This window comes from Enterobacter sp. RHBSTW-01064, assembly GCF_014103035.1.
Classification (GTDB): Bacteria; Pseudomonadota; Gammaproteobacteria; order Enterobacterales; family Enterobacteriaceae; genus Enterobacter; species Enterobacter mori.
In genome coordinates, this window is record NZ_JABXOU010000001.1 from 673,618 (window position 1) to 694,086 (window position 20,469).

The 20,469-nt window shown below is 55.3% G+C and carries 21 protein-coding genes, 2 tRNA genes and 1 other annotated feature; of the genes, 13 read left to right on the plus strand and 10 right to left on the minus strand.

All coding sequences use genetic code 11. The features are described from left to right. Positions 1 to 7 precede the first annotated feature (7 nt). Positions 8 to 1,774 (plus strand): aminopeptidase P family protein, encoded by a 1,767-nt coding sequence (locus HV355_RS03170; protein WP_182400862.1) that lies wholly within the window; start codon positions 8 to 10, stop codon positions 1,772 to 1,774. A gap of 142 nt (positions 1,775 to 1,916) precedes the next feature. Here HV355_RS03170 and HV355_RS03175 read toward each other — a convergent pair. Then, positions 1,917 to 1,992 (minus strand) — tRNA-Asn (locus tag HV355_RS03175). Between the two features lie 103 nt (positions 1,993 to 2,095). Then, entirely contained in the window at positions 2,096 to 3,550 is a 1,455-nt protein-coding gene (emmdR, locus tag HV355_RS03180) for a multidrug efflux MATE transporter EmmdR (protein ID WP_182400864.1), read from the minus strand. Positions 3,551 to 3,711: 161 nt separating this feature from the next. Between emmdR and HV355_RS03185 the strand changes: the two genes are divergently transcribed. Continuing rightward, positions 3,712 to 3,787 (plus strand) — tRNA-Asn (locus HV355_RS03185). Between the two features lie 53 nt (positions 3,788 to 3,840). After that, complete coding sequence (locus tag HV355_RS03190; protein WP_182400866.1) at positions 3,841 to 4,173, plus strand: gamma-glutamylcyclotransferase family protein; 333 nt, start codon at positions 3,841 to 3,843, stop codon at positions 4,171 to 4,173. Between the two features lie 49 nt (positions 4,174 to 4,222). Here HV355_RS03190 and HV355_RS03195 read toward each other — a convergent pair whose 3' ends face one another. The 4 genes from HV355_RS03195 to dacD form a co-directional block, all read right to left on the minus strand. Beyond that, entirely contained in the window at positions 4,223 to 4,558 is a 336-nt protein-coding gene (locus tag HV355_RS03195; RefSeq protein WP_010432067.1) for a DUF496 family protein, read from the minus strand. A 147-nt stretch (positions 4,559 to 4,705) separates the two neighbouring features. After that, complete coding sequence (locus HV355_RS03200; RefSeq protein ID WP_100165945.1) at positions 4,706 to 5,764, minus strand: FUSC family protein; 1,059 nt, start codon at positions 5,762 to 5,764, stop codon at positions 4,706 to 4,708. 91 nt (positions 5,765 to 5,855) lie between these two features. Beyond that, a complete protein-coding gene (gene sbmC / locus HV355_RS03205) occupies positions 5,856 to 6,329 on the minus strand; it encodes a DNA gyrase inhibitor SbmC (protein WP_010432063.1) in 474 nt (157 codons plus the stop codon). Positions 6,330 to 6,447: 118 nt separating this feature from the next. After that, a complete protein-coding gene (gene dacD / locus HV355_RS03210) occupies positions 6,448 to 7,620 on the minus strand; it encodes a serine-type D-Ala-D-Ala carboxypeptidase DacD (RefSeq protein ID WP_182401232.1) in 1,173 nt (390 codons plus the stop codon). A 201-nt stretch (positions 7,621 to 7,821) separates the two neighbouring features. On the opposite strand from dacD, the gene sbcB reads away from it, so the two are divergent. Then, positions 7,822 to 9,249: an exodeoxyribonuclease I gene (gene sbcB, locus HV355_RS03215; protein ID WP_182401234.1), complete on the plus strand. Its 1,428-nt coding sequence runs from the start codon at positions 7,822 to 7,824 to the stop codon at positions 9,247 to 9,249. 108 nt (positions 9,250 to 9,357) lie between these two features. Here the strand turns inward: sbcB and HV355_RS03220 are convergent, their stop codons facing one another. The 4 genes from HV355_RS03220 to HV355_RS03235 all read right to left on the minus strand — a co-directional run bounded on the left by HV355_RS03220 (position 9,358) and on the right by HV355_RS03235 (position 12,783). Further along, positions 9,358 to 10,716, minus strand: a complete 1,359-nt coding sequence (locus tag HV355_RS03220; RefSeq protein WP_010432055.1) for an APC family permease — start codon at positions 10,714 to 10,716, stop codon at positions 9,358 to 9,360. After that, positions 10,706 to 10,768: a membrane protein YoeI gene (yoeI, locus tag HV355_RS03225; RefSeq protein ID WP_174339947.1), complete on the minus strand. Its 63-nt coding sequence runs from the start codon at positions 10,766 to 10,768 to the stop codon at positions 10,706 to 10,708. The genes HV355_RS03220 and yoeI overlap by 11 nt, the downstream gene beginning before the upstream one ends. Before the next feature lie 219 nt (positions 10,769 to 10,987). Beyond that, positions 10,988 to 11,917, minus strand: a complete 930-nt coding sequence (locus HV355_RS03230) for a LysR substrate-binding domain-containing protein (RefSeq protein WP_042716033.1) — start codon at positions 11,915 to 11,917, stop codon at positions 10,988 to 10,990. Between the two features lie 41 nt (positions 11,918 to 11,958). Next, the gene (locus tag HV355_RS03235; RefSeq protein ID WP_042716031.1) at positions 11,959 to 12,783 is read right to left on the minus strand and encodes an SDR family oxidoreductase; all 825 of its coding nucleotides are present in this window, start codon (positions 12,781 to 12,783) and stop codon (positions 11,959 to 11,961) included. 173 nt (positions 12,784 to 12,956) lie between these two features. On the opposite strand from HV355_RS03235, the gene hisL reads away from it, so the two are divergent. The 9 genes from hisL (at position 12,957) to hisIE (ending at position 20,173) form a co-directional block, all read left to right on the plus strand. Beyond that, entirely contained in the window at positions 12,957 to 13,007 is a 51-nt protein-coding gene (gene hisL, locus HV355_RS03240) for a his operon leader peptide (RefSeq protein ID WP_099516347.1), read from the plus strand. Continuing rightward, positions 12,983 to 13,106: a sequence feature (His leader region), on the plus strand. (Overlaps the previous gene by 25 nt.) A gap of 45 nt (positions 13,107 to 13,151) precedes the next feature. Continuing rightward, positions 13,152 to 14,051, plus strand: a complete 900-nt coding sequence (gene hisG, locus HV355_RS03245; RefSeq protein ID WP_028018500.1) for an ATP phosphoribosyltransferase — start codon at positions 13,152 to 13,154, stop codon at positions 14,049 to 14,051. A gap of 5 nt (positions 14,052 to 14,056) precedes the next feature. After that, the gene (gene hisD / locus HV355_RS03250; protein WP_182400868.1) at positions 14,057 to 15,361 is read left to right on the plus strand and encodes a histidinol dehydrogenase; all 1,305 of its coding nucleotides are present in this window, start codon (positions 14,057 to 14,059) and stop codon (positions 15,359 to 15,361) included. Beyond that, a complete protein-coding gene (hisC, locus tag HV355_RS03255) occupies positions 15,358 to 16,419 on the plus strand; it encodes a histidinol-phosphate transaminase (protein ID WP_089600480.1) in 1,062 nt (353 codons plus the stop codon). Before hisD ends, hisC begins: the two co-directional genes overlap by 4 nt. Next, on the plus strand, positions 16,416 to 17,483 hold the full coding sequence (hisB, locus tag HV355_RS03260) for a bifunctional histidinol-phosphatase/imidazoleglycerol-phosphate dehydratase HisB (RefSeq protein ID WP_042716027.1): 1,068 nt from the start codon (positions 16,416 to 16,418) through the stop codon (positions 17,481 to 17,483). Before hisC ends, hisB begins: the two co-directional genes overlap by 4 nt. Further along, positions 17,483 to 18,073: an imidazole glycerol phosphate synthase subunit HisH gene (hisH, locus tag HV355_RS03265; RefSeq protein ID WP_182400871.1), complete on the plus strand. Its 591-nt coding sequence runs from the start codon at positions 17,483 to 17,485 to the stop codon at positions 18,071 to 18,073. Before hisB ends, hisH begins: the two co-directional genes overlap by 1 nt. Continuing rightward, a complete protein-coding gene (gene hisA / locus HV355_RS03270; protein WP_089600476.1) occupies positions 18,073 to 18,810 on the plus strand; it encodes a 1-(5-phosphoribosyl)-5-[(5-phosphoribosylamino)methylideneamino]imidazole-4-carboxamide isomerase in 738 nt (245 codons plus the stop codon). The genes hisH and hisA overlap by 1 nt, the downstream gene beginning before the upstream one ends. Next, entirely contained in the window at positions 18,792 to 19,568 is a 777-nt protein-coding gene (gene hisF / locus HV355_RS03275; RefSeq protein ID WP_182400873.1) for an imidazole glycerol phosphate synthase subunit HisF, read from the plus strand. Before hisA ends, hisF begins: the two co-directional genes overlap by 19 nt. Continuing rightward, positions 19,562 to 20,173: a bifunctional phosphoribosyl-AMP cyclohydrolase/phosphoribosyl-ATP diphosphatase HisIE gene (gene hisIE / locus HV355_RS03280; protein ID WP_182400875.1), complete on the plus strand. Its 612-nt coding sequence runs from the start codon at positions 19,562 to 19,564 to the stop codon at positions 20,171 to 20,173. The genes hisF and hisIE overlap by 7 nt, the downstream gene beginning before the upstream one ends. Positions 20,174 to 20,469: the final 296 nt, after the last annotated feature.

Here is a 20,469-nt window from a genome sequence, read left to right on the forward strand (position 1 = left end):
AAAAACCATGCACACCACATCACCGCTCTCTGCCCTGCGCCACTGGCTTGAAGCCAGCCATCTCGACGGGATGATCGTCCCGCGCGCGGATGCCTGGCAGAGCGAATACTGCGCACCGTACGACGAAAAGCTGGCCTGGCTGACGGGCTTTGACGGCTCGGCCGGTCTGGCTCTGGTGCTGAAAGACAAAGCGCTGCTCTTCGTCGATGGTCGTTATCAGGTTCAGGCCCGCGTTCAGGTCAATATGGACGAGATTGAGATCCACCATCTTCACAACGAACCGCTGGCTGAGTGGCTGGCGAAAAACGTAGAGGCAGGGACGCGCATTGGCTTTGACGCGATGCTGATGACAAATTCAGAGTTTGAGCAGCTGTCTGCCACGCCGTGCGAGCTGGTGCCTCTGAAGGACTCGCCGTTTGACACGCTGTGGACTGACCGCCCAGCGGTGCCTGCGGGGATTATCCGCGAAATGCCCGTTGAGGTCAGCGGTGAAAGCAGCGCAGAAAAACGTCAGCGTGTTGCCGCCGTGCTGGCAGAACACAATGCGGATTTCCTTGCCGTGACGCTGCCGGACAATATCGCCTGGCTGCTGAACGTGCGTGGATCAGATATCCCCTTTAGCCCGGTTCCTCTCTCCTTCGCCCTGCTCAGCCATGATGGTAGCGTGGAGTGGTTTGTTGACGATGCGAAGCTCACCGCGTTGCCGGCTCCCGTGCGTGATGCTTTCACTCTCTCACCGCAGAGGGCGTTTATTGAACGCTGCCAGCAGCAGGCTGCGGGCAAACGGGTGCTGGTCGATGCCGATTCTGCGCCTGTTGCATTACGCTTTGCCATCGAGCCGCAGGGAGAGATCGTCTGGCAGACCGATCCCATCACCCTGATGAAAGCCACGAAAAACCCGATGGAGCTGGCGGGCTATCGCGAATGCCATCATCAGGACGGTGCCGCGTGGGTTAATTTTCTTGCCTGGCTGAGTCGGGAAGTTCCACGACGCGAGGCGGCAGGGAAACCGTTGACCGAACTGGAGGTACAGGCACAACAGCTGGCGTTCCGCAGGCAACAGCCCGGTTTTATTGAGCAGAGTTTTGCGACCATTTCCGCGTCGTCGAGCAATGCGGCAATGTGCCATTACCACTCAAACGAAGCCAGTAATAAGCCCATCGGCCATGACCATTTTTATCTGAATGATTCCGGTGGTCAGTACCACAACGGCACCACCGATGCCACGCGCACGCTGGCGTGGGGTAAAGTCGATCCGCAGCAGCGCCTGCACTATACCGCCGTGCTGAGAGGCTTCCTGTCGCTCATTACCCTGCAGTTCCCTTCAGGGACTCAGGGACATCAGCTGGATGCCTTCGCCCGTCGTCCGCTGTGGGAGATGGGGTTGGATTACGATCACGGTACCGGGCACGGCGTGGGGCATCAGCTGCTGATCCATGAAAACCCACATCGCATCGCCAAAAAGGTCAATCCGTGGCCGCTGGTGGCGGGGAATATCATGACCATCGAACCGGGCTACTATCTGGGCGATAGCCACGGCATTCGCATTGAAAATCAGGTGGAGATTGTTGAAAGCCGCCCGGGGTTCTGCACGTTTGCCTCGCTGACGCTGATCCCGATTGACCTAAGCCAGGTGGAATTGCATCTGTTGAGCGAGCAGGAAAAGCAGTGGCTGGATGAATATCATCAGCAGGTACGGGAGGCGCTGTTACCTCTGGTGAACAGCGATGCGCGAGCGTGGCTGGAAGAAGCGACCGCCCCGATGAGTATCTAACATCGTGCGGTCTGATGCCCGGTGGCGCTGCGCTTACCGGGCCTACCTATCCCGTAGGTCGGGTAAGGCGAAGCCGCCACCCGACAATTTTACCCGCTGCAGAAAAGCAAAAAGCCTGCTTTAAAAGCAGGCTTTTCAAATTTGGCTCCTCTGACTGGACTCGAACCAGTGACATACGGATTAACAGTCCGCCGTTCTACCGACTGAACTACAGAGGAATCGTGTGAACGGGGCGCATATTATCGATGCTCCCCGATGATGTCAAAGGCAGAATGCAGATTTCCGTTCGTTTGCCGATTTATTCTCCATTTCGCGCATTTGTCAGGCATTCTTCCGTGGATATTTCCATAACCAACGCCCACTTACCATGCGCCAGTAGAACAGTGCACCGCGGACGGCCCAGTCCAGGAACATACCCAGCCAGACCCCTACAACGCCCATTCCCAACATAATCCCCAGCGTATAACCCGCCACCACGCGGCACCCCCACATCCCGAGCATGGATACCCACATGGCAAACCGGGCATCGCGCGCGCCCTTTAAGCCAGCGGGCAACACCCAAGACGCGGCCCAGATCGGCATAAACGCGGCGTTGAGCCAAATCAGGATCTTAACCACCTCTTTAACATCGTTTTCGTGGGTGTAAAACGAGGCCATCAACCCGGCAAAAGGCGCGGTTCCCCAGGCTATCATTGTCAGCCCAATGGTCGATAGCCAGAAGACATGCCGGAGCTGACGCTCCGCCTGCCCTATCTGCCCTTTCCCGAGCCGTTTGCCGGTGATAATCGTGGAGGCGGAACCAAGGGCGTTGCCCGGCAGGTTAATGAGCGAGGCGATGGAGAAGGCGATAAAGTTACCGGCGATAACATCCGTTCCCATACCGGCCACAAACATCTGCGTGAGCAGCTTGCCGCCGTTGAACAACACCGACTCAATGCTGGCCGGAATACCGATGCCCATCACTTCCCAGATAATGGCAAAGTTAAACGGCCTGAAATAGCTTTTCAACGTGAGGCGCAGCGACGGGGTGATCCCCGTCATCAGCACGCCGATAATCGCTGCCGCGCCAATGTAACGTGAAATAGTCAGGCCAAGGCCAGCACCAACAAACCCCAGACCGTCCCAGGAAAAGGCCCCGTAAATCAGTACACTACTGATGATAATGTTCAGGATATTCATCCCGCCGTTGATCAGCAGCGGAATTTTGGTATTGCCCGCCCCACGCAGCGCACCGCTACCAATCAGAGCAATAGCCGCCGCCGGATAGCTTAACACCGTCATTTCCAGGTATGTCAGCGCAAGGTCTTTTACCTCACTGGTCGCCTCACCCGCGACAATATCAATAATCTCTTTGCCGTAGTAATGGATAACCGCCGCCAGAACGATCGAAAAGAGGGTCATGATCATCAGCGACTGGCGTGCCGCCTCGCGCGCTCGCTTCGGATCAAGTTTCCCCAGACTAAAGGCAACGACGACCGTTGTGCCCAGATCGATGGCGGCAAAGAAAGACATCACCACCATGTTAAAGCTGTCCGCCAGCCCTACCCCTGCCATCGCTTCTTTGCCCAACCAACTGACCAGGAACGTACTTAGCACGCCCATCAGCAGTACGCAGGTATTCTCCAGGAAAATAGGCACAGCAAGAGGGGTGATTTCACGCCAGAACAGAACACGATAACTTTTACGTTTTGCATACCAGGGCGTGCGCATGATCGCCTGGCGTAAGGGGGCAGTGACGTTCAAAATGGACCTTAGCGAGAAAAGTTGAAACTCCATTTCAAATGATGGGGGAGAAATGGCTATCCTGCAAAGTATTTCCATAAAAAAGATGTTTGGATTTACAACAAACTGACGACAGAATCAGCAGTCAGTCGATTTTCCCTAAGATCAGGTTTGACAAAACTTTTTTCGCCGCTAAGATAAGCCTCCACAACGATTCCTCTGTAGTTCAGTCGGTAGAACGGCGGACTGTTAATCCGTATGTCACTGGTTCGAGTCCAGTCAGAGGAGCCACATTTAGAAAAGCCTGCTTTCGAGCGGGCTTTTTGCTTTTCCGGTGAGGATAAATGGACGCACTGTTTGTTTACGGCACACTACGCCCCGGTCACTCTAACGCGCATATTCTTGAAAACATTGGCGGTGAATGGCTCGCTGGCTTCGTATCCGGTACGTTTTACGAACGCGGCTGGGGCGCTGCAGCGGATTTCCCGGGGATTGTGCTCCACCCGGACGGCCCCCGCGTCGAAGGCTATTTGTTTATCTCTGAGAACCTTGCCGCACACTGGCAAATGCTGGATGAGTTTGAAGACGGCTACGATCGGGTTGAGGTCACGGTGACTACCCTTGAGGGTAAACAGGTTAAGGCCTGGATTTATCAGCTACAGCCGCGCTCTGCGTAATAAAAAAGGCTCTCTGTCACCAGAGAGCCTTTTTCACAATTAGCAGCGATTACTCGCTTTTTGCTTCAGCGTTTTTGATTTCGCCCATCACTTTCAGCTTCTTGGAGATGTCGCGACGCTCTTTGGACAGCTCAGCATTTTTGATGATGTAGTCATCAACGCGGTCTTCGTAATCGCTCTTCATGCTGGCGATGATGCCCTGAATAGCTTCAACGCTCATGCCTGGCTTGATGTAGTCGCTCAGGTTGTCGAGCAGCAGAACACGTTTCTGGTTGTCACGGATCTTCTTCTCAACGTCCTGGATTTCACGCTGCAGTTTGTTTTTGCGGCGGAACAGGCGGACGAATTCCAGAACATCCTGGAACGAAGGCTTGGTAGTTTCCATTTTTACACCCCTGATAATGTGAGATTCGGATTCGTTAAGGCAACCGTTGTAACAGACAGCGGCTGCGAATGACAATGAGTATATCGTTTAAATCTATCATAACCCCAATTGCTGCTGAATCGAAGCAGCAGGCGTCACATACGCCTTTTATTTGCGCAGCGCCCGGCAAATAAGATGCGATAAGAGCTCTAGCTGCCGCGCCAGTTCCATACTCAGCCAGACGTAGCCATGAATGGGCGTTTCCGCCACGTTATCGCTCTGGCGTTCATTGATTAGCTGCTTCAGCTCCGCGACGATCTCATTCAGTCGCTCGCTATTGGCCAGTATCGGCTGCGGATTGCCTTCATAGAGCGCATGGGCGATGGTCAACAGCGTTTGCTGCGTCATCTGCTGGGTCTCTTTGAGCGTATGCGCATTAAGCATCAGCAGATGGCTGGGACGCGAGGCCCAGTGGGCGTTGATCTGCAGCTCAAGCATGCAGACCAGATTGCGGCTTACCGTCTGGATGGCTTCGAAAATCGCTTTCTGAATATGGGTTTCTTTGCTGGCGGGCGTGATCAGGCCGCGCATTTTGACGACATCATTGAGGATCTTCTGCAGGTGTTTTTCCAGCCGTGGCCGTTCAACCAGATTCGGGGAAAAGCCGGCCTGATAGACACGGTTAAATGCCGTCACGTAATTCGCCATCTGGATGCGCCAGTGCAGAAAGGCGCGTTGCGGCCAGATCCCCGTAAACAGCATCGCCAGCAACGAGCCGAGCACCACATCCCCGCTTCGCCACAGCGCCGTAGTCATATCCCCGGCGGGCGCACCGACCACCACCGCGAGCGTAATCCCAATCAGCAACGCCTGATACGGTCTTTTGCCCAACGCCAGCCAGCCGCAGAGGAACATGGCGGCGCCGCACCATGCCAGCATGACAGGAAAGGAGATCAGCTCCAGTTTCAGGGCGATTAGCCCAAGGGCGGAGCCTAATACGGTCCCGCCAATTCGCTCAAGCGCGCGCGGAACAACGTTTCCCCAAAAGGAGATGGGTCCCATCACGACCACCAGCGTAATCAGCGGCCACGTCCCCTCCGGAACATCTAGCAAGCGAACCAGTACAAACGTCAACACGAACGCCAGCGCGATGCGACACCCATGCACCACGCGGTAATGTTTGTACAACCGAATTTCAAACGGCGTTAATGATTTGTCGGGACGCACACCCGCTCTCCAGCTACACGGCAAATCACAATTGTACTGTGTTTTCAGCCGGGTGGATCGCCCCCGGCTAAAAATCCCACTTTTTACAGGGTTAACCCGCTTTATGCTCTACCGCGACGAACATCTCAATGTCCCAGTAGCCATCTGCATTACCATCATTGAGATAGCGTTCGAAGCAGGGTTTTGGAGCAATCTGGTACTTATTGTCCTGCAGAAGGGAATTAAAGAACTGATACCACGGGGTCGCAAAGTCGTAATTTTCAACACGTGCCGTCGCGACCGCATAATCCCCGGCCACAATTTCGGTCATCATCACCCCTTCACTGTTATCGGGAATGATAAAGTCGTCGGGTACCGTGACGGCGGTGTCACAGCGCAGTTTTTCTGCCGGGACCTCATCAGGATTATCGTAGTAAACCGCTACCCACTCCAGCGGCTGAATGTGACGCCCATCCACCCACATGACCAGTTGTTCAAAGCCCTGCTTAACGGTTTTTTCCCACGGCCCAACAAGGTGAAAACCTGCGATTTTACGTTTCTGTTGCTGCTTGATGCTGTAGTCCATGCTGCCTCCGTTTATTACTGTATATTTATACACTATAAAGCAGAATGAATATTATCGGCAAACGAGGAGTGTTTATTATGCGAGCAGACTCGCAACCCTGCCAGTCTGCTCAGAAAGGTTAGATGGTGTGATGCAGATAATCACTCAGGCGGGAGAAAATACCGCCTTTATCAACGCGTTCCAGCGTGACCAGCGGCCAGTGCGCCACCAGCTTATCGCGGTCGTACAGCTGAATTTCACCGACCCGCTGATGGGCGGCAATTGGGGCTTCCAGCGCTTTTGTATCCAGTACGTATTTAGCCTTAATGTTCGGTACTTCCACTTTTGGCAAGGCCAGCCAGAAGTCCTGATCGGTTCCCAGGTTTACCTGTTCTTTATCACCGTACCAAATCCGCTCGGTCCCCACTTTTTTACCGCTGTGCAGGATCTGCACCGTATCAAAGTTCTGTTGTCCCCAGTGGAGCAGCTTGCGCGCCTGATCTTCACGCCCCTTCGGGCTGTCTGCGCCCATCACCACGGCGATCAAGCGACGCTGCCCGTCCACCGCGGAGGCAATCAGATTAAAGCCCGCGCCGGAGGTATGCCCCGTTTTCAGACCGTCCACGTTCATGGTTTTATCCCACAGCAGGCCGTTGCGGTTCTGCTGGGTGATCCCGTTCCAGGTCAGGCTCTTCTCGCTGTACATATGATAAAACTCTGGCTCACCGTGAATGATCGCGCGGGAGAGAACGGCCAGATCGTAAGCGGAGCTGTGCTGCCCAGGCGCATCCAGTCCGTGAACGGTTTCGAAATGGGTGTCGCGCAGGTTCAGCTTTTGCACATAGTCATTCATCATATTCACGAACTGCGGCTGGCCACCCGCGACGTGATCGGCCAGCGCCACGCAGGCATCGTTACCGGAGTCGACAATCAGGCCCCGGCTGAGATCGCGTACGGAAACGCGATCGCCCTCTTTCAGAAACATCAGAGACGATCCGTCAAAGACCGGGTTACCTTTCGCCCACGCGTCGCGCCCAACCGTGACGATATCATCCGGGCTGATGCGATGGCTGTCGATAGCGCGGTCGACGACGTAGCCCGTCATCAGCTTGGTCAGGCTTGCCGGATTACGCTGTTGATGTTCGTTGCCCGCCGTTAATATCTGACCAGTAGTGTAATCCATCAGCACCCAGGACCCCGCCTGGATGGCCGGTGGCTGCGGGGAGAAATCCAGCGGATCGGCAGCCAGCGCAGATGTGATACTCGAAGCAAGTAAAGAAACAGCAATAAACAGACGGCGTTTCAACGGTATATCCTCAGGTCATTAAAAATCGATGACCTTTTTACGGGAGTTCTGCTGCCGTTACCTGCCTTAATTGCAAAAAAATGTGACAGAGTGCATATTTTTCTCTGACGGTGTCTCGCAAATTTCACGCATGACGGCGCTTTTTATTCGGACTGCTTAGCGCGATCGTTTACCATAGCGTCGTGTATTTTTTACAGGATGATATTACTGGTGTCTGATTCTGCCGCGCGCCCAACTTTTTTGTTCCACGATTACGAAACCTTTGGCACCCACCCGGCGCTGGACAGACCGGCGCAGTTTGCTGCCATCCGTACCGACGACGAATTCAACATCATTGGCGAGCCAGAGGTTTTTTACTGCAGGCCCGCGGATGATTATCTGCCGCAGCCAGGCGCGGTGATGGTTACGGGCATTACACCGCAGGAAGCGCGGGAAAAAGGCGTGAGCGAAGCGGAGTTTGCCCGCCGCATCCACGATCTGTTTACCGTTCCCCATACCTGCGTGGTCGGCTACAACAATATTCGTTTCGATGATGAAGTGACGCGCAATATCTTCTACCGCAACTTCTACGACCCCTATGCCTGGAGCTGGCAGAACCGCAATTCGCGCTGGGATTTACTCGACATTATGCGCGCCTGTTACGCCCTGCGTCCTGAAGGTATTAACTGGCCGGAGAACGAGGATGGGCTGCCGAGTTTCAGGCTTGAACACCTGACGCGCGCCAACGGCATCGAGCACAGCAATGCCCACGACGCGATGGCTGACGTCTATGCCACCATTGCCATGGCAAAGCTGGTGAAAACCGCCCAGCCGCGTCTGTTTGAGTATCTGTTGAGTCACCGCAGCAAACAGAAGCTGACTACGCTGATTGATGTACCGCAGATGAAGCCGCTGGTACACATCTCCGGGATGTTCGGGGCCTGGCGCGGTAATACCAGCTGGGTTGCGCCGCTGGCATGGCATCCCGACAACCGTAATGCCGTTATCATGGTGGATTTGGCGGGCGATATCTCCCCGCTGCTGGAGCTGGACAGCGATACGCTGCGTGAACGGCTTTACACGCCGAAAAACGAGCTCGGCGATCTGCCTGCGGTACCGGTGAAGCTGGTTCACATCAATAAATGTCCGGTGCTGGCGCAGGCCAATACGCTGCGACCGGAAGATGCTGACAGGCTGGGTATTAATCGTCAGCACTGTCTGGATAACCTGAAGGTGCTGCGCGACAACCCGCAGGTACGGGAAAAAGTGGTCGCTATCTTTGCGGAAGCCGAACCGTTTGTACCGTCTGAGAACGTCGACGCACAGCTTTATAACGGTTTCTTCAGCGATGCCGATCGCGCGGCAATGAATATTGTCCTGCAAACCGAGCCGCGTAATTTACCGGCGCTGGATATTACCTTTGCAGATAAGCGCATTGAAAAGCTGATGTTCAATTACCGGGCGCGAAACTATCCGGGTACCCTGGACGAAGTGGAGCAGGAACGCTGGCTGCAGCATCGACGTAACGTGTTTACACCGGAATTTCTCAACAGCTATGCGCAAGAGCTGGAAATGCTTTACGGCCAGTATGAAGGGAATGCTGAGAAACTGGCGCTGTTGAAATCCCTGTTCCAGTATGCGCAAGAGATTGTTTGAGTGATGGGTACAAAAAAGCCGGAGACATTGTCTCCGGCTTTTTTTTCGCCCGGTGGCGCTACGCTTACACGGGCCTACGGGTGTGCAGGTCGGGCACCCGACATTATGTTACGCAACGTCTTCGTACTGAGGTACCGGGTTACGGAAGCTTTTGGTTACGCAAGCCAGATAGATCAGACCGATAGCACCCCAGATCAGACCCAGAACCATTGAGCTCTCTTCCAGGTTAATCCACAGCGCACCCACCGTCAGCGCGCCACACATTGGCAGCACCAGATAGTTGAAGTGGTCTTTCAGCGTTTTATTACGCTTTTCGCGGATCCAGAACTGAGAGATCACCGAGAGGTTAACAAAGGTAAACGCCACCAGCGCACCAAAGTTAATCAGCGCGGTTGCCGTCACCAGGTCAAACTTAATGGCCATCAGTGCGATTGCGCCAACCAGCAGTACGTTCCACGCCGGGGTACGCCATTTCGGATGGACGTAGCCGAAGAAACGGGTTGGGAACACACCGTCACGACCCATTACGTACATCAGGCGAGAAACACCTGCGTGTGCCGCCATACCGGATGCCAGTACGGTTACGCTGGAGAAGATCAGCACGCCCCACTGGAAGGTTTTCCCTGCAACATACAGCATGATTTCAGGCTGTGATGCGTCCGGCTCTTTAAAGCGAGAGATGTCCGGGAAGTACAGCTGCAGGAAGTAGGAAGCACCGATAAAGATCATACCGCCAATCAGCGCGGTCAGGAAAATCGCTCTCGGGATCACGCGCTCGGCGTCTTTGGTCTCTTCAGACAGAGAAGAGATACCGTCGAAGCCCAGGAACGAGAAGCACAGGATGGTCGCACCGGTGATCATCGGCACAACGTGCGCGCCTTCAGACCAGAACGGACGGGTGCTGGCCAGCGTACCTGCGCCTTCACCGTGGGACACGCCGTAAATGATCAACCCCACGATAACCGCAACGATACCCATCTGCAGAATAACAATCAGGGTGTTGAAGTTAGCCACGGTCTTGATGCTGCGCAGGTTAGAGATGGTCATAAAGGCCACGAGCGCCACCACGAAGATCCACGACGGTACGGAAGGTACCAGCGCTTCGAAGTAAATTTTTGCCAGCAGAATGTTGATCATCGGCATGAACAGGTAGTCCAGCAGAGATGACCAGCCCACCATAAAGCCAACCGCCGGGCTAATGGATTTCTGAGCATAGGTGTAGGCAGAGCCTGCAGACGGGAAACGGCGAACCAGTTTTCCGTAGCTCAGCGCTGTAAAGAGAATGGCGACCAGCGCAAAGGCGTACGCCGTTGCAACGTGACCGTCAGTAAGGCCTGATACGATACCGAATGTATCGAACAGCGTCATCGGTTGCATATAGGCAAGGCCCATCATAACAACCGGAATCAACGTAAGCGTTTTACGTAATTCCACGCGAGAGGTGTTTGGAGTTGCGTTATGCGACATTGTTATTCTCCTTTACGGTAATAACCGCCACGTAAGCGAAAAATTGCCCCATTTCTTTCTTCCTCAGCGACAACAACTGTCGGATTTTAGTAAATATCTATCCGGTACGAAGCCCGGCCTCTTGGTTTTTAGTTTCGTTTCGTACATGCAAAAAAAAATAACCGACGCCTTTTATATCGTCGATTATTCATTTGTTTGCAGCGGCGGCATTTTGCCCCACATCAGATACAAAAGGCAATAGTTTGCAACGCACCGGGCAATTTTCTTTTTTCTAACTGGCTGATTTCTCGACGCTGCCCTGCGAGTAAACTGCAGCGATAGCACTATTTGCTAAAATTTCGTCCCGCCACCATGCGCTGGCAAGCCCGGCAGTTTGTTCATTCCAGCCCACCCACACCGATTCGTTGCTGCTTTGAGCAAGTACCTGTTTTTCAACAAGCGCACCGCTATCAATAAAGCGCTGTGCCAGATAGCGCGGCAAATAGCCGCACCCCAGACCGCTTATTTGCAGTTCCAGCTTGGTTTTAAAATCAAACACGGTAATCGCCTCTTGCTCATCAAGCAGCTGCGAAGAGACGCCACATTCAGGCCGGGAGCTGTCGCCCACCACAATGGCACGGTAGTTTTTAATAATACGGCGGTTAATGGGCTCCGGTTCATTCGCCAGCGGATGATGGGGCGCGACGGCAAAAATTTGCTCCAGTATACCCAGTCGCGCAAAGCCAAAATCGCTCAACTGGGGGGGCTCATGCAGTGCCCCAACGATGATATCCGCCCTGCCCCGCGTCAGGGCATCCCAGGAGCCGCCCAGCACACCATTAATGAAGATTAACCGGGTCACGCTGTGGCGCTGATAGAACGCTTCGATCAGCGGCGTCAGGAGAGAAAAGGGAAAGGTATCATCCACGCCGATCACCAGTTCGTTTTCCCAGCCCTGATGAAGTTTGATGGCCTGTTTTTCCAGTTCGCGAACCGTATGGAGAACGTCACGCCCCTTTTCCAGCAGCATCTGTCCGGTTCGCGTAAAACGCGCGCGATGCCCGGAGCGATCCAGCAGCTCAATGTTCAGATCGCTTTCAAGTTTATGCACGGTATAGCTGAGCGCCGAAGGCGTTTTATAAAGCTTCGCTGACGCCGCGGCGAAGCTTCCCTCTTTTTCCAGTGCATCCAGAATAATAAGAACATCCAGCAGCGGTTTCATCTTCGCCCCCTTACGGTGTGCGATCGTCTCCGCTGATGGCATTATTCCATGGGCATCACCAGCGGATCGGGATACTGATACTCAAATCCCAGTTCATGACAAATTCGATTGCCATCAACAATTTTGCCTTTCCCTTCCCCTTTCGCATCGCCAAAGACTGGCGGAGCCAGACCCAATTGACGAGCCATCAGCGGATAGAAGGTACTTCTCGATGGATGAGAGGGTGCACATATATTATAGATGTGCCCACCTTTCGGAGCCTGTAATAGCAGCTCAATTGCCCCAATAACATCCTCAAGATGGACGAGATTGACGCCATGTTGTCCATCCGGAGCCGATTTTCCGGCAAAGAATCGTCCTGGATGACGACCCGGCCCCACCAGCCCGGCCAGACGCAGAATATCTACCTGAGTGCCCGGCAGGTTATGCAGCCAGTCCTCCAGCTCTTTCAGCACGCGACCACTCGCGGTTACCGGTTGACGTTCACTGTTTTCCTTCACCGTCCCCTCAACGTCACCGTAGACTGAGGTGGAACTGGTGAAAATGATGCGCGGGATGTGATGCGCCAGCGCGCTGTCGACAATCTCCTGCATCGCCTGGAGATAAAAAGACTCTCCCGGCCCGCTGCGACGGGCGGGTAAGGTAATAACCAGCGCATCGACATCCATCAGCGCATCCAGATCGTCAGCATCACAAACCAGTTCCGGCTCAAGGCGCAGCTCAACGCCCTCGATACCACACATGCGTGCGGCTTCTACCCCATCCGACGTGGTTTTGCTCCCGGTCACCTGCCAGCCTTTCGCGGCTAATGACATCGCCAGCGGCATTCCTAACCATCCTAAACCGACAATCGCGACCTTTTTCATGAAAACTCTCCGCTTACACATGCTTGTATTAAGGCTACGCCAGCCCGGCAGAACACACAATTCATAGCATCAATATGAAATGAATTAATGATCACAAAAAGCCCTTGCAATCTGCCGGGCAAGTGGTTTAGGTTAAAAGACATCAGATGCATAAGCATTCAACGAGAATTTATATGACACGCGTTCCATTTAAAAACCACCATCACCACCATCATCCTGACTAGTCTTTCAGGCGATGTGTGCTGGAAGACGTTTGGATCTTCCAGTGGTGCGCGAACGCAAGAGAAAGCCCCCGGAAGATCATCTTCCGGGGGCTTTTTTTTGGACCGCATTCAGACAGGTTAAAACAGGTTAACGAGGAATAAAGAATGTTAGATAACTCACGTTTACGCATAGCTATTCAAAAATCAGGCCGTTTGAGTGACGATTCACGCGAACTGCTGGCCCGCTGCGGGATTAAAATCAACCTGCACACCCAGCGCCTGATTGCCCTGGCTGAAAATATGCCTATCGATATTCTGCGCGTGCGTGATGACGATATTCCTGGCCTGGTGATGGATGGCGTCGTTGATCTCGGCATCATTGGCGAAAACGTGCTGGAAGAAGAGCTGCTGACCCGCCGCGCGCAGGGCGAAGACCCACGTTACTTCACCCTGCGTCGTCTGGACTTCGGCGGCTGCCGCCTGTCGCTGGCTACGCCGGTCGATGAAGCGTGGGACGGCCCGGCTGCGCTGAACGGCAAGCGTATCGCCACCTCATACCCTCACCTGTTAAAGCGTTACCTCGACCAGAAAGGCGTGCAGTTTAAATCCTGCCTGCTGAACGGCTCTGTTGAAGTGGCACCCCGTGCAGGTCTGGCTGACGCCATTTGTGACCTGGTCTCTACCGGCGCGACGCTGGAAGCGAACGGTCTGCGCGAAGTGGAGGTTATCTACCGCTCCAAAGCCTGCCTTATTCAGCGCGACGGCGACATGGCCGATGCCAAGCAGCAGCTCATCGACAAACTGCTGACCCGTATTCAGGGCGTGATTCAGGCGCGTGAATCCAAATACATCATGATGCACGCGCCGACCGAGCGCCTGGACGAAGTGATTGCCCTGCTGCCGGGTGCGGAGCGTCCAACCATTCTGCCGCTGGCAGGCGATCAGCAGCGCGTGGCGATGCACATGGTGAGCAGCGAAACCCTGTTCTGGGAAACCATGGAAAAGCTGAAGGCACTGGGCGCAAGCTCTATTCTGGTGCTGCCAATTGAGAAGATGATGGAGTAATGGCCATGAGCTTTAACACAATCATCGACTGGAATACCTGTAGCGACGCACAACAGCGCGAGCTGCTGATGCGTCCGGCGATTTCCGCGTCGGAAAGCATTACCCGTACCGTGGCCGAGATCCTCAACAACGTCAAAACCCGTGGCGACGACGCGCTGCGTGAATACAGCGCGAAGTTTGATAAAACAGAGGTTGGCGCGTTAAGGGTCACCGAAGAGGAAATCGCGGCAGCGGAAAGCCGTCTTGGTGACGAGATCAAACAGGCGATGGCCGTCGCGGTGAAAAACATTGATACCTTCCACACCGCGCAGAAATTACAGACCGTTGATGTGGAAACCCTGCCCGGCGTGCGCTGCCAGCAGGTGACGCGCCCGGTTGCGTCGGTCGGCCTTTATATCCCTGGCGGCTCTGCCCCACTGTTTTCCACCGTACTCATGCTGGCGACCCCTGCGCGTATCGCCGGATGTCAGAAAGTGGTGCTCTGCTCTCCACCGCCGATTGCCGACGAGATCCTTTACGCCGCGAAACTGTGCGGCGTGCAGGAGGTGTTTAACGTGGGCGGTGCGCAGGCAATTTCCGCGCTGGCCTTTGGCACAGAGTCCATCCCGAAGGTTGACAAGATTTTTGGCCCGGGCAATGCGTACGTGACCGAAGCCAAGCGCCAGGTCAGCCAGCGTCTGGACGGCGCGGCAATTGACATGCCAGCCGGTCCGTCTGAAGTGCTGGTGATCGCAGACAGCGGCGCGACGCCGGATTTCGTGGCCTCCGACCTGTTATCTCAGGCGGAACACGGCCCTGACTCGCAGGTCATCCTGCTGACGCCGGATGCCGATATGGCGAAACGCGTAGGCGAAGCCGTTGAGCGCCAGCTTGCGGACCTGCCGCGTGCCGAAACCGCACGCCAGGCGTTGTCCGCCAGCCGCCTGATTGTGGCGCGCGATCTCGACCAGTGTATTGCCATCTCCAACCAGTACGGCCCGGAGCACCTGATTATTCAGACCCGCAGCGCGCGCGATCTGGTCGACAGCATAACCAGCGCGGGCTCGGTGTTCCTCGGTGACTGGTCACCGGAGTCCGCGGGCGATTACGCCTCCGGCACCAACCACGTGCTGCCGACATATGGTTACACCTCCACCTGCTCAAGCCTGGGTCTGGCGGATTTTCAGAAACGGATGACCGTGCAGGAACTCTCCCGCGAGGGGTTTGCATCACTGGCTTCCACCATTGAAACCCTGGCCGCCGCCGAGCGCCTGAGCGCCCACAAAAATGCCGTGACCCTGCGCGTTGCCGCCCTGAAGGAGCAAGCATGAACATTGAAGAATTAGCCCGCGAAAATGTCCGACGACTGACTCCGTATCAGTCTGCCCGTCGCCTGGGCGGTAACGGCGATGTCTGGCTGAACGCCAACGAATTTCCGACAGCGGTACAGTTCGAGCTTTCGCAGCAAACGCTGAACCGCTACCCGGAGTGCCAGCCGAAAGCGGTTATCGAAAACTACGCCCAATACGCGGGCGTGAAGCCGGAGCAGGTGCTGGTCAGCCGCGGTGCGGATGAAGGTATCGAACTGCTGATCCGCGCATTCTGCGAGCCCGGTAAAGATGCGGTGATGTACTGTCAGCCTACTTACGGCATGTACAGCGTCAGCGCGGAAACCTTCGGCGTGGCGTGCCGCAACGTGCTGTCCCTGGAAGACTGGCAGCTCGATCTGCAGGGCATCGCCGACAACCTCGACGACGTGAAGGTGGTCTTCGTCTGTAGCCCAAATAACCCGACCGGCCAGATTATCAACCCGCAGGATATTCGTACCCTGCTGGAAATGACCCGCGGCAAGGCGCTGGTGGTGGCGGATGAAGCCTATATTGAATTCTGCCCGCAGGCGACGCTGGCTGGCTGGATTGAAGAGTACCCGCACCTGGTGGTGTTGCGTACGCTGTCGAAGGCTTTCGCCCTTGCGGGCCTGCGCTGCGGCTTTACGCTGGCCAATAAAGAGGTCATCGACCTGCTGCTGAAAGTCATTGCCCCTTACCCCCTCTCTACGCCGGTTGCCGACATTGCCGCACAGGCGCTGGCGCCGCAGGGTATTAACGCCATGCGTGAACGCGTGGCGCAAATTCTGGAAGAGCGTCAGTACCTGGTGACGGCCCTGAAAGCGATCCCCTGCGTAGAGCAGGTGTTTGACTCTGAAACCAACTACATTCTGGTTCGCTTTACTGCTTCAAGCTCCGTATTTAAATCTTTATGGGATCAGGGCATTATCTTACGAGACCAAAATAAACAACCATCCTTAAGCGGCTGCCTGCGTATTACCGTCGGCACCCGTGCAGAGAGCCAGCGCGTGATTGACGCCCTGAAAGCGGAGAAAGTATGAGTCAGAAGTATCTCTTTATCGATCGTGACGGCACCCTCATTTCGGAGCCACCTACCGATTTTCAGGTCGATCGTTTCGACAAGCTGGCTTTTGAACCCGACGTAATCCCGGTTCTGCTCAAACTGCAGAAGGCTGGCTTTAAGCTGGTGATGATCACCAATCAGGACGGGCTGGGTACGGACAGCTTCCCGCAGGCCGACTTCGACGGCCCGCACAACCTGATGATGCAGATCCTCACCTCGCAGGGCGTGGCGTTTGATGAAGTGCTGATTTGCCCTCACCTGCCAGCCGACGAGTGCGACTGCCGTAAACCGAAAGTGAAGCTGGTTGAGCGTTATCTGGCGGAAGAAGCGCTAGATAAAGCCAACAGCTATGTGATTGGCGATCGCGCCACCGACATCACCCTCGCCGAAAACATGGGCATCGCGGGCCTGCGTTACAGCAGCAGCGATCTCAACTGGGCGAAGATTGGCGAACAGCTGACCAAACGCGACCGTTACTCACACGTTGAGCGCAACACCAAAGAGACGCAGATTGACGTGAAGGTCTGGCTGGACCGTGAAGGCGGCAGCAAGATCCACACCGGTGTCGGATTCTTTGACCACATGCTGGACCAGATTGCGACCCACGGCGGTTTCCGCATGGAAATTACGGTAAAAGGCGACCTTTACATTGACGATCACCACACCGTGGAAGATACCGGCCTGGCGCTGGGCGAAGCCCTGAAGCTGGCACTTGGTGACAAACGCGGCATCAACCGTTTCGGCTTCGTCCTGCCGATGGACGAGTGCCTGGCGCGCTGTGCCATGGACATCTCGGGTCGCCCGCACCTGGAATATAAAGCCGATTTCACCTACCAGCGCGTGGGCGATCTCAGCACCGAAATGGTGGAGCACTTCTTCCGTTCGCTCACCTACACTATGGGCCTGACGCTGCACCTGAAAACCAAAGGCAAGAACGATCACCACCGCGTGGAGAGCCTGTTTAAAGCCTTTGGCCGTACGCTGCGCCAGGCGATCCGCGTTGAAGGTGACGCCCTTCCCTCGTCGAAAGGAGTGTTGTAATGAACGTGGTGATTCTGGATACCGGATGCGCCAACCTGAACTCCGTGAAGTCGGCGATTGCCCGCCACGGCTACGAGCCGGTGGTGAGCCGTGACCCGGACGTGGTGCTGCGCGCCGACAAACTCTTTTTACCGGGCGTGGGCACCGCGCAGGCGGCGATGGATCAGATTCGCGAACGCGAGCTGGTCGATCTGATCAAAGCCTGTACCCAACCGGTCCTCGGCATTTGCCTGGGTATGCAGATCCTGGGCCGCCGCAGCGAAGAGAGCAACGGCGTCGAGCTGCTGGGCATTATTGACGAAGACGTGCCGAAAATGACCGACCACGGTTTACCGCTGCCGCACATGGGCTGGAACCGCGTTTACGCCAAAGCGGGCGACCGGCTGTTTCGCGGCATCGAAGACGGCGCGTACTTTTACTTCGTGCACAGCTACGCCATGCCGGTGAACGCGAACACCATTGCCCAGTGCAACTACGGCGAGGCGTTTACCGCAGCGGTACAGAAAGATAATTTTTACGGCGTGCAGTTTCACCCGGAACGCTCTGGTGCCGCGGGCGCGCAGCTGCTGAAAAACTTCCTGGAGATGTGATGATTATTCCCGCTTTAGATTTAATTGACGGCACGGTTGTTCGTCTCCACCAGGGCGATTACGGGCAGCAGCGCGACTACGGCAACGACCCGCTGCCGCGCCTGCAGGACTATGCGGCGCAGGGCGCTGAGGTGCTGCACCTGGTCGACCTGACCGGCGCGAAAGATCCGGCGAAACGCCAGATCCCTCTGCTCAAAAAGCTGGTTGCTGGCGTGGATGTCCCCGTGCAGGTTGGCGGCGGCGTGCGTACGGAAGACGATGTTGCCGCCCTGCTGGACGCGGGCGTGGCGCGCGTGGTGGTCGGTTCTACCGCCGTGAAAGATCCTGATACGGTGAAGGGCTGGTTCCGCCGCTTCGGCGCCGATGCGCTGGTGCTGGCGCTGGACGTTCGCATTGATGAACAGGGTAACAAGCAGGTTGCCGTTAGCGGCTGGCAGGAAAACTCCGGCGTAACGCTGGAAGAGCTGGTCGATATTTATCTTCCCGTCGGCCTGAAGCACGTGCTGTGCACGGATATCTCCCGCGATGGCACGCTGGCCGGCTCTAACGTTTCGCTGTACGAAGAGGTCTGCGCGCGCTATCCGCAGGTGGCGTTCCAGTCTTCTGGCGGTATCGGTGATATTGGCGACGTGGCCGCGCTGCGCGGTACCGGTGTGCAGGGCGTGATTGTGGGACGGGCCTTACTGGAAGGCAAATTTACGGTGACGGAGGCGATTCAATGCTGGCAAAACGGATAATCCCTTGCCTGGACGTACGTGACGGCCAGGTGGTGAAAGGCGTGCAGTTCCGCAACCACGAGATCATTGGCGACATCGTTCCGCTGGCAAAACGCTATGCCGATGAAGGTGCCGATGAGCTGGTATTTTATGATATCACCGCCTCCAGCGATGGACGCGTGGTCGACAAAAGCTGGGTCGCACGCGTGGCTGAAGTGATCGACATCCCGTTCTGCGTGGCGGGCGGAATCAAATCCGCTGACGACGCGGCCAAAATTCTCTCGTTTGGCGCGGATAAAATTTCCATCAACTCTCCTGCGCTGGCCGATCCGGGACTCATCACCCGCCTGGCCGATCGCTTTGGCGTGCAGTGTATTGTGGTCGGTATCGACACCTGGTTTGACGATACCACCGGCAAGTACCACGTTAACCAGTACACGGGCGACGAAAGCCGCACCCGCGTCACCCAGTGGGAGACGCTGGACTGGGTGCAGGAAGTGCAGAAGCGCGGCGCGGGCGAGATTGTCCTGAACATGATGAATCAGGACGGCGTGCGTAACGGCTACGACCTGGAGCAGCTGAAAAAAGTGCGCGCCGTATGCCATGTGCCGCTGATCGCCTCCGGCGGCGCCGGCACCATGGAACACTTCCTTGAAGCCTTCCGCGATGCGAACGTGGACGGCGCGCTGGCCGCGTCCGTGTTCCATAAACAAATTATCAATATTGGTGAGTTAAAAACGTACCTGGCCGACCAGGGCGTGGAGATTAGGGTATGTTAACAGAGCAACAACAGGCGCAGCTGGACTGGGAAAAGACTGACGGATTATTGCCGGTAGTTGTACAGCATGCTGTTTCAGGTGAAGTGCTGATGCTGGGGTATATGAACCAGGACGCGCTGGCAAAAACGCTCGACAGCGGTAAGGTCACCTTTTTCTCGCGCACCAAACAACGCCTGTGGACCAAAGGCGAAACCTCGGGTCATTTCCTGAACGTGGTCAGCATTACCCCTGACTGCGATAACGATACCCTGCTGGTGCTGGCAAATCCGATTGGCCCGACGTGCCACAAAGGGACCAGCAGCTGCTTTGGTGAGGCGAGCCACCAGTGGCTGTTCCTTTACCAGCTTGAGCAGCTTCTGGCTGAACGTAAAATGGCGGATCCTGAAAGTTCGTATACCGCGAAGCTGTACGCCAGCGGAACCAAGCGCATAGCGCAGAAAGTGGGCGAAGAAGGCGTCGAGACGGCACTGGCGGCGACGGTGCATGATCGGGACGAGCTGACTAACGAGGCGTCGGATTTGATGTACCACCTGCTGGTGCTGCTGCAGGATCAGGAGCTGAATTTAACGGCGGTGATTGAGAACTTACGTAAGCGCCATAAATAAAACTACTCAAGCGACAAGTTGTCATATTTAATTTGTCGCTTTTGTATTGATTTTCAATTCTTATTTTTGTAATGCTTTTTCCACAATAGTTTCATCTTTGCCTCCAATACAGAGAATTTTTAAGCAAAAAGATAAGCTATCTCATGAACACATTTGTAAACGTTCTCAGCTAGTTAAGTGTTCGAAGTCATTACCTCATCGATTCATAAAGCTGACAAATTATTTGATAGTTACATTTACATTCCCCCACAATCAGTTATAATAAAAAATTCTGTCTCAACCACACTTTCTTTAAG